The organism is Bacillus sp. FSL K6-6540 (genome assembly GCF_038007545.1).
The window spans coordinates 74287-85817 of record NZ_JBBOXH010000003.1; the positions used below are offsets into that span (position 1 = coordinate 74287).

Genomic DNA, 11531 nt, shown 5'->3' on the forward strand with positions numbered 1-11531 from the left:
TTCGTGTAATATGGCGAGAACAGATGGTGCTTTCCCTGTTCATATACTATCAATAAGAACTTCTGATTTCGTTTTTAAGCCTTTTTCAAGGGCACTCTTTAAAAGATTTATAAAATCTTCTCCATCACTCGTAACAAAATAATTTGATAAATCGGTTATTTCATCACTTATATTATCTCCCCAAGGTGGACGTTTATTAATGTCTTCAATGTCCCAAATAACTTGTGAAGGGCTGTATTCTTTCAATCTTTCTTTAATATCTTTTAACTCTTCAAGGGCAGCTTCAATGTTTTTGGTTTCAAGCTTTCCTTGATAAAGTTCATTTAATAAATGAGGATATTTTGATCCCCAACCGTGTTCTTCTAAATGGTAGCTCACAGTTGAAAAAAATGAATGGAGGAAGTCTCCATGTCCAACCTGATACCAATAATATTTAACCTTAAACCCAACAGCCATCGTGTTCACCTCTAATTGGTTTTGAATTTAATATCTGCTTTCCCATTAGTCTTTTTCATAATTTTATCATATAAATCGTCCATTATTTCTTCAGAAACTGATTGTCCCCTAATATCTATGATTATTGTTTGTTTAGTATTACCCGGAAGGTCAGTCAGACGTTTTTCGACTTGTTTAGAAACATTGTTTACTAATCTACTTCTTCCACTGGACGTAGTAATCTTATAGTTTTTAACCTCTATACTATGCCCATCTTTATAAAAGTCTGGGCGGGAACTTCCTTTCTTTCCATAAGGGACCTCTTTGCCATTTATAAATGACTTTTGTTCACTATAATCAGGATAATCTTTTCCAACATCTTTTTCAGATTGTCGCCAGGATGGTCTTTTAGGAACACTAGGATTTGTTGCATTTAACTTTTTGTTCACCCCACGCAGCCCAAATCCACCAAGAACACCTAGAGCCTGATTAAGACTATTCTGTCGTTGTTCATCAGATATTTTATTCCCAAACATGTCTCGGCCGGTTATAGCTTCACTGAAGCCATTCGCTGAAGCAAGTCCGTAAAGCCCTTTACTTGAGTTTTGAAGAGCATAGAATGTTTTAGGTGTTTTATATACTTCGAGGGCTTTTTCGGCTTTAGAGATAGCTTTTCCTGTTGAATAAACAGCTTTTACACCTTTCCCTAATTTACCGGCCCATCCCACAATAGGAACATAACCCGCAGCAGCCATTGCGCCAGCTGCCACCCGTTGCCCCTCAGTGAGCTTTTCACCAGTTACAGGGTCAACTCCATCGGCAGCCCTTTTATAATCATAATATCCAGAGACTTCTCCTGTAAAATTACAAACAACATCCCACGTCTTTTCGTACCATGGGCGATTTGCAAGCTCTTCCTGTTCTTTTGCAATCCTTCTTTGCTCAGCCTGCTGATCTTTAAAGGAGATATAATCAGTTGATTGTTTTTTTACATCCTCAGCCATCTTGTGGACTTCACTGTCTCTATAAGCTTTAGCATCATAATAGATGGGGGAAGCACTTTTACCTTTTGATGTTGCACCAATTAAGGCTTGGTAATCTGCCTGAATCATTTGTTCATTGGCTTCAGATAGAGCATATTCAGATGTTAAATTTTCATCGACTTCACTTATTTTCTTGACTGTGTTTTTTCGTTCTTTATCAGCAGAAGATAATTCATCTTTAAAGTCTTCTGTTGAAAAAACATCTAGGGGAAGGATGTCGTGTATATCATTTAAGATGTCTTTGATCGCCTTTTTCTGTTCAGACATGATTGCACTTGATTTGGATATAGCATTAGCCAACTCATGTTCTAAGTAGGATTCTTCTATGTATGCATCAGATAAGTTAGCGTCTTCTAAAATACTGGGAATGCTTGTTAAGAAAGCAATTTTCATTTCAATCAGATCAATCCATTGATCAGCAATGCCGGCTTGATCTTCATAAAATGATTTGATATTATCTGCACCTTTACCTGAAAACTCGCTATCATCTAAATCGGCGACAGCTTTGAAGGCTTTCTTTAATTTGACCATTTTACCTTTTAATTCTTTGTATTCTTTTGCTCGATTTTCTGATTCTGAAAGAAGTGTTTTCGCTTCAAATACCTTCATGACCATATCCTTTCTTAATAGTTTAATATCAAAATATTACCATGGGAAAATTAAGAAGGGGTGGTCATGAAGAATTAATCCTTAAAATGATAATTTGGACCTGCGACTTATTTCTTAAATTCCGAAAGCTTCTTCAAGAATTTCTTGATCACGGTCAGGAAGGTAACCCTCTGTTGTCTCAACGCTCGTATGGTTTGCTAGAGTTTTAAGGACCTTTAAATCAAATTTGTCTTTTCCTAATTCTTTAAGGACATAGTGGTTACCATCATGGTAGTTAGTGAGGGCTGAGTGCCTAAAGCTGTGGGGGTTAAAAGCAATATACTCTCCAGTTAATTCTTCAAGAATTGATCTGAAGCTTACGGTCCAATTATAGAGGGTTTCATATGTGGCAGGTCGTTTACTTTCTCCTTTCCCAACAATCCAAAGGGAGTCAATATCATCTTCTCCACGCTGGTCAAAGTAAAGTCGTGCAATCTCTTTAGACTTTGAGAAATATAAGAGTTTAAATTTTTTACCTCGTTTTCCAACAACCTCATTTGTTTTAGAGTTCTCAAGGAATCCGTGCTTTTTAACTTGGTATACTTCATTTCTCCGTCCAGCTGATTCATAGGATAGAGTCAAATAAAGGGCCTTCTGATATTTACCTTTCTCCAATAGATAATCAACGATTAGCCTTATTTGTTCATCTGTAAGGAAGAAGATTTCTCGAACTTCCTCTTTTTGAAGGCCTTTAATGCTTCTCATGGCGTTAATCTCATAATCATATTCGTCTTCATCTTCCGTTGCGAATTCAAGCATATTTCTAAGAGAACATTGAACACGGTTTATTCGTGCAGCTGATGTACCTGAATCTTGAAGCTCGAGAAAGAACCTACGAAAATCACGTTTCTTCATTTTTAAGATCGATTTATTACCTAGATTCTTTACGGCCCAGCAATAAAACATCTTAATATCAGCCGTATACTGATAAATGGTCTTTTCACTTTTTCTCCGTGATTTCATTTCCAATATGTAATCATCAAGGAGGTCCTTATTTTCTCGATTAACTTGAGCATATAATTCATCGCTATAAATCGCATTTCTTTTAGCCATTTGACCGACTCCTTATTATAAAATTGAAATTTTATGTCTGTTTGATGATCCAGGGGAGGGGACTATAATAAAAAAAGGACTCCTACAAAAAGTAGGAGCCAGATTGATTACCCAACCCGAAGTTTTTGGCCAACATAGATCTTGTTCGGGTTTTTAAGTTTGTTTAGACTTTTGATTTTAGAAACAGTGGTTTTGTATTTAACAGCAATCTTAGAAACACTATCTCCTTTTTTCACTGTGTAGTAAGTTTTAGATACAGCTTTCTTAGCCACGGAAGCTTTAGTCGGCACTTTTAGTTTCTGGCCAATATAAAGCTTATTAGGGTTCTTGATTTTGTTGAGAGACACGAGTTTAGATACAGAAGTTTTATACTTCACAGCGATTTCTGAAAGAGTATCTCCAGACTTAACTTTATAAGTTGTTGTCTTAGAAGATGAAGAAGAAGATTTAGGAGTTGATGTTGTTAGTTTACTGTTAGAAGTGTTTGATTTTGCTACTGGGGTTCCAGTTTTAATCTTCTCTAAAAGAGCAAGATTTTGAGCTTGAGTTCCTGAGTAATTTGCAATTCCATAAGCTGCAGCTAGTTTCGAACGGTTAGAAAAAGAAGAATTCATTCCTTTAGATTTCATGTAATCTACTAAAGAAACAATCTTAATGGTTCCAACCCCTTTTGTAACTACTTGGGTAGATGACGTTTTCTTTGTGTACTTACCTGCGTAATCTTCTGAAACGTCAAAATTACCGTATCTAGACATACCGATGAATTTATAATCAGAAGCCCATTGCCAAGCACCTTTTCCATTTGTGAATTTGGCAGTAGGTTTGTTCTTTACTGGATTTGCTGGGTAAGAAGCCAACCAAGGTTTATTTACTACGAGTTTGCTAGGAATCAGCTGCCCATTGTAGTAGTAAGACCCGGTATACAAATCTACACGGCTATAACCAAGAGCTTTCATTTGTTTGATGAAAGTATTGGTGTACTCAGTTACTTGTGAAGCTGTACCAAGACCGGATGCTTCAACATCAATGGTTACATAGCCATCTTTTTTCTTATCAAACCCAACCAACTGAAGCTTTTTATCAAACCAAATCGCTTCTTTCTTCGCTTCGAAATTGCTTGTATAACGAGCAAAGTGATAAGCGTTGACAATCATACCTGCTTGACGAGCATTGGCAATATTAACGGATGCAGCAGGATCAACGTAATAGCTTCCTTCAGAAACTTTAACAACTACACCTTGCACTCCGGATCCCTTGATTGTTTGATAAAATGATAGAGGCAACCCATTTTCAGCATTGTGATGTGATACATCAATGAAGTCAACAGATGGAAGGGAAGACGCATAACTAGGAGCAACAAAAGAAAAAGCTAGCCCTAAAGAAAGAGCTAGCGCACTAACGGTTTTAATTAGTTTATTCAATTTAATCGCCTCTTTAGTTAGATTTTTTCGCTGTTTTTTCAACTAATTCTGTATCGTATTTATAAGCAACCTGCTTTGCTTTCTCTTTACTACGTTTAGTCAGGTAAGTGTTTACAACGGTCGAGAATGAACCAACAAATAGGGTTCCAATAGCCACGATGATTGCTGTAAACGCATCAATAGATCCTGGGCTAAACCAATCAAAGTGGAGATTTAAGATGCTTAAAAATCCGAGAATTGCTGTTAAAACACCTCCAACATTAGTTGCAAGGTGTTTCCACCAATCAAGATCATTTAGGAAATTCATCTTTTTACTTACCTCCAATTAAGTTTATTAACGCAAAAACAGTCGAGAGGATAACTGATAAACAACTGACTATTAATGCGCTATTAGCTCGTTTATTTTGTTTGATTTCATCAATTTCTTTTTCGAGATTTTTGAAATGAATGTCTGCTTCAAGCCTTGTAATAAAGTTCGTTGAGTAAGCATCTAACTTCGTTTCAATTCTCTCAAGTCCCTTAGAAAGCGTTTCTAATTGGGTTTCTAATGTAGCAATTCTTTCATAATCTTTTTGCTCCATCTGTTTTCCTCCATAAAAAAGAGACACTCAATAATGAGTGCCTTACTTTTTGTTTGATTTGCCTAATTCTTCTTCAAGGTTCTTTACTTTCAGTTCGAGTTGAGCAACCGTCCCTTGTAATTCCTCAATTCTTTTTAGGGCCAGTTTATTAATAGCTACTTGAGTTGATCTTTGTTCTGATAGAATAGAATTTTGTTGTTTCAAATCCTCAATGATCAGCTGGTGTAATTCAATGGGGTTTACATTCATTATATTCTCTCCTTGTATTCTGAAGATTCAGTTTTATTCAAATGGCTATCTTTAGGATTTCGTCATGTGTCGTTGCATTATTTACTCGGTCTTTTAATGTAGCGTATTTAAGAAGGGTGGACTTTTTAAAATCAAAAGCTTCTTTGTACACCTGAAGCCATTCATCTTTTGTATGATCTATCCAACCGGCATCTTCTGTTTTCCATTTAATTGGTTCATCAGTATTGGTGTCATCTAAAATGTCCTTCTGGCCAATCATATTAACTTGATCGTCCCGATTAGTCCTATAAGCATGGCCATTTGATGCCGTGAAACCCTTAATAATTTCTTCTTCACAAGCCTCTGAAAGAAGATCATTTTTTAAATTTTTATGATGTTGAAGTATTACATCCTCCGTAATTTCATATGGGAGCTTCCCGAGTTTATCAGCAATTCTTACAATCAAGGTGTTCATATCATATTGAGTAAAAGAAGAGATACCTTCATCAAGCATTTGTTGTTCAATTCGTGTTATCATATATGCTTTTATCTCCTTTTAAGTTTTTCTTCAAGTGTTTCAACTCGGTTAAAAAGTTCTCTAACCAACGGAATTAGCAAAACCCATAGTCTGTCATACATTAAACCTTCAACTTCACGGTGGCCATTTTCATCTGGATTACTATAGTGAACAAATAAGGATAATCCAGCATCCTCAACATCTTCAGCAATTAATCCGCCTATTCTTTCAAGGTAAGGAATATCTGAATCAGTGAGATCTTCACTTCTCTCAATTGCTGAAGCAAATTGCTCTACAGCCGATTTATCAAACCAAGTTTTTGGGTTAAGTTTTAAGATATTGTAAGGAAGTTCTTCGGAAATCGGTTCTTCTAATAATTTATATTTTCGAGCCGATGTACTTCTCCCTAGGGTCCCAGCACCTGTGATATATAAGTTTGGAGACGAACTATAGGTTCTATTGTAAATATCCATTGACCAAACACGTGAACCTGTACCATCTGATCCGACTAGGAATTCGGCACCGCCATCACTTACCAGTCTTGCTGTACCTTGACTAGCGAAATGAGTAGTCCCACCAGACTCTCCTTTGAAGGTAGTTCCGGAAAGATACACATTACCAGCTGTGGAAATAGACATTCTTCTTTGACCACCACTTGCAATCTGTAAAGCTCCGGCTGAAACATTAGATAGGTTGTTATCAGACTCAACGATTTTCCATCCGTTACCGCCAAGCCATTCAATGCCTTCGCCACCACCTGCGTCATTGATTGTAATATGGTTGACGTTATTGAGATTGTGATTGTTAGCGTTCAAGTCACCACCGAGAAAGACATTTCCATATAAAGAAATGGTTTGGCCCGATCCAACTTCAATATCAATATTAGAATCAGAAACTACGGTCATTGACCCTGCCGCGCTAGAACCAATCGACCATGCACCTATATTTTCTTCTCCAACTCCTTCGTAAAAGAGCCCAGAAGCGCCTAGCCCATAAGCAGAAGTACTTGTCGCATAAGCAAACCCATCAACAAATATTTTCGATAGTTGTTCAATATCTGAAGTGTTCGGGTTCTTTAAATCTGGGTTACTAACACCAGACTTAAATTTCATAAATCTAAATTCATCACCATCAAAATAAGTGCCATTCACCTGACCGTTTGAATCAACAAATGAAGCTGAAATATCAATTGCTTTTAGAGTACCTGTAGTAATTGAACCAGCATCTAAATTATCAACTGCAGCATTTCCAAACTGTGATAAAACCCACTTCGAACCATCGTAAATGCTAACTCTATTTCCGTTAGCTGTGTCAAACCATAAGTCGCCTGCAGTTAATGTTCCAGTTGGTTGGGTAGATTGCCGGAAAGCTTTGTTTTTCCCATTAGCTGTAGTTTGAGCTGTTGTCGCAGCTGTTTTGGCTGCATCAGCCGTTGATTTGGCAGAATCAGCTGTAGATTTTGCCTCATTAGCTGTCTTAGTTGTATTTGTCAAAGTTGTATTGGCAGCTGGATCTAATCCTGATAATGCTAAGGATTGAATTACCCAAGATGAACCATTCCAACTTTTTAAAACGTTTGGAGAGACAGAGGAATCGATCCAGAGGGTACCGACAGTGGGGGAGGTGGGGGCTGTACCTGAAATAATTGCATCATTCATATCCATAATAGTTGTTTGACCACTTGCTACGATAGCCATAAAACTTTCGCTCCTTACTACACTTCATCTTCTATATCTAGATCACACTGAAATGTTGCTCGACTATATACATCTTCAGATGTGATCGTTATGGTATTCCCAACTCCGACATGAGCTTGATTCCACTCGTCATCAGGTGTACCATCAGCATTTGTTTTCGTCCAAATAAATGCCGAAGAAGGCAAACTGCTTGTAATGTTGTCCTTGCCTTTGAATGCAACAGCGACGAGGGTGGTATCTATTAATCCATTCTTGAAAGAGGTACCGTTCGTAGATAAAATATCTATTTTATAAACGATATTGTTTTTAACTTCATTGAGGTTTTCTTGAGTGGTTGTTGCAATGGTTTGAGCATTCTGAGCAACCTGAGAAGAATTTGTAAAAGCAATATCAACACTTCCCATTATCAAGACTCTTCACCTCGTTTATGCTCGTTTAATCTATACAATTGATTAGTTCGTTGAGTCTCATAAGTATCTTCATTTCCCCATGAAAAACCTTGAATAACCCATTTCTTACCGTCTGTATCGTAGTAGTAACTGATACACTCCGGTTCATCGTACTCACCTATTTGATTAATTGTTCCTTTATCGAAAGTATAGTTAATGCTATAGACTAACGATTTTGAACGAATATCGCAGCAGTACATAATTCTTGGATCTTCACCGTTTACATCACCAGCACAGAAGTAAGCATAAGGAAAATCAAGGGCAGATGATTGGAAGGTTTGAGTTTTACCATCAAATCCAACATCGTCACCAGACATTGTATAGATTGGCTTCCACTTGTCTCTTTCAATATCTGATCTCTTACAAACATAGAAGTCTACTTCACCAGTGCTTGCGAAAATATATTGATTTTTTTCATCATAGTTAATACGGTGGTACTTTGTAGAGGAACCAATCATGTAGAATTGCAAATTAGAGTCACCAAATTGAATAACCTTATTTGGAATGTATTTAAATCTGGCAATACCCCAGTAGTGAGTGCCATTTAATGTTGATCTTTTTGTATCGATAATTGCTGACCAAATGTAAATGTCACTGCCAACATGTTCAATTCCAAATTGAGATCCATGACCTCCACCAATAACCCACATCTGATCTTTGTATGTTCCATCAATTGATGTCCTTGTTATGTTGTAAGATTGCCATCCACCATACTGTGATTTTTTCGGCCCAGAGTATTCCTGAGACCAATAAATATTTCCGTTGATAGCATCCACTTGTGCATATTGAGCTACTCGTTTATTAACATCACTACTATTGTTCGTTAGGGGAAGAGTAGCAAAATAAGCTGCATCTTCTTCAGAAGCAAAGAGAATAGGGCTTGAGATCCCACCATTCACTAGGCATCTAATAGTACTTCCAGCAACTTCACTTCCTACAGTGATTACGTTTCCAACTCCAACCATTGAACTTTCCCATTCTAAGTCATGGGATCCATCAGGGTTGATTTTTTGCCATACGTAACTACTATCATCAATTGAAGTAGTAACTTCCTTCATTCCTGAATAGACTCTAATAATGATTCTTTTTGTGCTAGTTCCATCAGCAAAATCAGTACCATCTGGAGTGAAGTACTCTACTTTATATGATTTTGCTTCTTCAGCAGCTTGTTGAGCCTGGGAAGCTTGCGCGCGCAGCGCCCAAATTTCTGCTGGAGTTACAACTGCAATTTCAACATATTCGCCAATAACGACTTGAGTATTTTCAGGATTTGCTTTCGATTCGTCATATTGGATCACCCTTGCTGATAAGGTTAATTCTGGTTGCATAGAGTAATCGACAACACGGATATGATCTCCGAGGGAGACTTCATAATCAAGGTGGGCTACAGAAACATTGTAGGTATATTTGGGGTGATTATAGTTTGCTAATTGTTTTTTACCCCAATCAAGCAAACCACTTGGGTTGAGGATTTGATCGTTTGTAATATATCCTTCCAGGTAAGGACCTCCATTGTTATATAAATCGTTTGCTTCATCATCAACAACATAATCCTTACCACCGTTAACAGAAGAGATTGTAGTGGGATTTCCGTTCTTATCATTTCCACCATACACATGGAGGAGGGTATACAATTGAGTATCATCACCGGTACGAGTAATCCCTGTTAAGTCATGAGAGTACTCTAATCTACGGCCGTTTGATTCTCCTAATTCAGGAACAATATCAATGAGTTTATTTACAACCTGGCCGTTATAAACTTGAACATAAGCTCGAACTTCTACTTCATATTGGCTAATTAATTGATCTAACCAATACTGAGCATTGTTTCCTGAACCGATTTCTAAAGATTTGTCTCCACCAAAAAAGTTATCTGTTCCTATTTGCCATCCTGTTCCTTGAAGGATATAAGAAAATGCATCAGTACTATTAGCATTACTGAATGTCTTCGCCGGAACGATTTTATGGTTAAAATCCCATATAGCAAGGTTGTATGCCTGAACTGTTTTGACATGAACAGGACCTACGGCTTCATCTTGCCAATTATAAATTCGATAGCAGTAATGATAACCGTCATTACCCTCAACAAGAAGGTGATAGCCTGATGTCATCATATCTGTTTGAGGAAACCCATAGGGTACAGAAAGTTGTAAAGTATCTAACCATACTTTACCTTGATCATCGGCAATCTTTGTTGATCTCAAGTCGTTGTAGAATTTACAACCAAGGTTTCCTTCTAAATCAAGGATTCCACAAACTTTAAGATCCGGATCCAGGATTGTATACATTAGCTATCACCTCTTTATAAAGTTGTTGGGGTATATTCCATATACCATTCTGCGTCATCTAAATTAGGTTCGAAGGCGAAAGATTTAGGAACTCCACCGTCCATATCGAAGAATTTACTACCGATATAAAAGTTTTCCATAAACAAGTCACCGTTTTTATAGACTGTTCTGTCTTCGCTATTAATCTTTATTTCATCTCCTGCACGAGCAATTACTGCAGGTTTTGAGGATGATGAATTTCCTCCATCAATAATGTTCCATACTTCAATATCACAAAGAGCAAGGTAGTCATTTTTATATGAAACAGCTGGATCTACTTTGTCTTCCTTAATATCGTATTTGGCTGTATAGAATGCGACTCCAGCTAGAGCATCACCAAAAGTATTTTTTGTATCTGTCCAAGTCTTTTTAATTGGCTTAGACCAAGCCGGATTACAATTCTCATCTAATTTCATAATCTCAGCTGTATATTTGTTTCCGATCTTAGTCATCTGAAGGTAACCATAGAAATCAGTGAAAGTACTTGTGCTATTATCAACATCCAATTTGATGGTTTTCCATTGTTGTTGTGTAACGGTTTTTCCTTTAACCTTCACTTTTTTCGTACCATTTTTTACTTTGATGGTTTTAGTGGTTTTCTTCTTTTTCTTAACGGATCCATTTGAAGCATAAATTTCGTGATGAACCCCGTTTGAATCGTAACCAACTTGAACTTGAGCCATAGTTATTTCACCAGTAGACCCTAAATCTTTAAGCATAAGTTTTCCGATACGTTTTCCGTTAGAGTCTAGTAAGTAAACTTCAATTTTTCCCATAGCTCGAGGATAGTAGGATACAATTTTCATTCTGGCTCGAACCCGGAAGTCTTTATAGCTTGCAGGAAGCCATTGTTGTCTAACTGGACCATGCCATTTGCCCTCAACTTTGTTACCGAAACTTGAAGGTTTTAATACGTTCGGGGAACTTGTCATTGTACCACCTGGCACTCCATTTTCAATATAGAAGGTTAGATTAGAAGAAGTGATTTCAGTCCAAGTAGCAAGAGTATTACAAGGATCTTTTAAAACCCTTGGTTCTTTGTCGATTGGAGAATCACCCGTATCTGGATCAACATCTTGACCAATATAAACGTAATTGTCATCTTCATCAGAAATAGCGATTTTTGTTACGT

General features: G+C 37.1%; 12 protein-coding genes. All 12 read right to left on the reverse strand.

The genetic code is table 11. The features are described 5' to 3' along the window. Window positions 1-39 precede the first annotated feature (39 nt). Entirely contained in the window at window positions 40-456 is a 417-nt protein-coding gene (locus tag MHH82_RS41070; protein WP_043858813.1) for an immunity 70 family protein, read from the reverse strand. Window positions 457-467: 11 nt separating this feature from the next. Next, window positions 468-2087, reverse strand: a complete 1620-nt coding sequence (locus MHH82_RS41075; protein ID WP_213397216.1) for a ribonuclease YeeF family protein — start codon at window positions 2085-2087, stop codon at window positions 468-470. 114 nt (window positions 2088-2201) lie between these two features. Next, the gene (locus tag MHH82_RS41080; RefSeq protein ID WP_213397218.1) at window positions 2202-3179 is read right to left on the reverse strand and encodes a tyrosine-type recombinase/integrase; all 978 of its coding nucleotides are present in this window, start codon (window positions 3177-3179) and stop codon (window positions 2202-2204) included. 107 nt (window positions 3180-3286) lie between these two features. Continuing rightward, a complete protein-coding gene (locus MHH82_RS41085) occupies window positions 3287-4600 on the reverse strand; it encodes a LysM peptidoglycan-binding domain-containing protein (protein WP_213397220.1) in 1314 nt (437 codons plus the stop codon). Between the two features lie 13 nt (window positions 4601-4613). Next, window positions 4614-4907, reverse strand: coding sequence for a hypothetical protein (locus MHH82_RS41090; RefSeq protein ID WP_074794739.1), 294 nt, complete (start codon window positions 4905-4907; stop codon window positions 4614-4616). 4 nt (window positions 4908-4911) lie between these two features. After that, window positions 4912-5181, reverse strand: a complete 270-nt coding sequence (locus MHH82_RS41095; protein WP_009968664.1) for a hypothetical protein — start codon at window positions 5179-5181, stop codon at window positions 4912-4914. Window positions 5182-5223: 42 nt separating this feature from the next. Further along, a complete protein-coding gene (locus MHH82_RS41100; protein ID WP_074794736.1) occupies window positions 5224-5430 on the reverse strand; it encodes a hypothetical protein in 207 nt (68 codons plus the stop codon). A 37-nt stretch (window positions 5431-5467) separates the two neighbouring features. Then, window positions 5468-5947 carry a DUF4376 domain-containing protein gene (locus tag MHH82_RS41105; RefSeq protein ID WP_213397222.1) on the reverse strand — a complete coding sequence of 160 codons (480 nt, stop codon included), beginning with the start codon at window positions 5945-5947 and terminating at the stop codon, window positions 5468-5470. A gap of 8 nt (window positions 5948-5955) precedes the next feature. Then, entirely contained in the window at window positions 5956-7623 is a 1668-nt protein-coding gene (locus tag MHH82_RS41110; protein ID WP_213397224.1) for a hypothetical protein, read from the reverse strand. A gap of 17 nt (window positions 7624-7640) precedes the next feature. Further along, on the reverse strand, window positions 7641-8027 hold the full coding sequence (locus tag MHH82_RS41115) for a hypothetical protein (RefSeq protein ID WP_064911603.1): 387 nt from the start codon (window positions 8025-8027) through the stop codon (window positions 7641-7643). Window positions 8028-8029: 2 nt separating this feature from the next. Beyond that, the gene (locus MHH82_RS41120) at window positions 8030-10360 is read right to left on the reverse strand and encodes a phage tail spike protein (protein ID WP_213397226.1); all 2331 of its coding nucleotides are present in this window, start codon (window positions 10358-10360) and stop codon (window positions 8030-8032) included. Between the two features lie 14 nt (window positions 10361-10374). Then, window positions 10375-11531 (reverse strand): phage tail protein (locus MHH82_RS41125; RefSeq protein WP_340970788.1); only part of this gene is annotated, 1157 nt, incomplete at its 5' end.

Excerpts from the sequence above, each read along its gene's own strand:
- MHH82_RS41070 (WP_043858813.1), bottom strand. The coding sequence starts at position 456 with ATGGCTGTTGGGTTTAAGGTTAAATATTATTGGTATCAGGTTGGACAT.
- MHH82_RS41075 (WP_213397216.1), bottom strand. The coding sequence starts at position 2,087 with ATGAAGGTATTTGAAGCGAAAACACTTCTTTCAGAATCAGAAAATCGA.
- MHH82_RS41080 (WP_213397218.1), bottom strand. The coding sequence starts at position 3,179 with ATGGCTAAAAGAAATGCGATTTATAGCGATGAATTATATGCTCAAGTT.
- MHH82_RS41090 (WP_074794739.1), bottom strand. The coding sequence starts at position 4,907 with ATGAATTTCCTAAATGATCTTGATTGGTGGAAACACCTTGCAACTAAT.
- MHH82_RS41095 (WP_009968664.1), bottom strand. The coding sequence starts at position 5,181 with ATGGAGCAAAAAGATTATGAAAGAATTGCTACATTAGAAACCCAATTA.
- MHH82_RS41100 (WP_074794736.1), bottom strand. The coding sequence starts at position 5,430 with ATGAATGTAAACCCCATTGAATTACACCAGCTGATCATTGAGGATTTG.
- MHH82_RS41105 (WP_213397222.1), bottom strand. The coding sequence starts at position 5,947 with ATGATAACACGAATTGAACAACAAATGCTTGATGAAGGTATCTCTTCT.
- MHH82_RS41110 (WP_213397224.1), bottom strand. The coding sequence starts at position 7,623 with ATGGCTATCGTAGCAAGTGGTCAAACAACTATTATGGATATGAATGAT.
- MHH82_RS41115 (WP_064911603.1), bottom strand. The coding sequence starts at position 8,027 with ATGGGAAGTGTTGATATTGCTTTTACAAATTCTTCTCAGGTTGCTCAG.
- MHH82_RS41120 (WP_213397226.1), bottom strand. The coding sequence starts at position 10,360 with ATGTATACAATCCTGGATCCGGATCTTAAAGTTTGTGGAATCCTTGAT.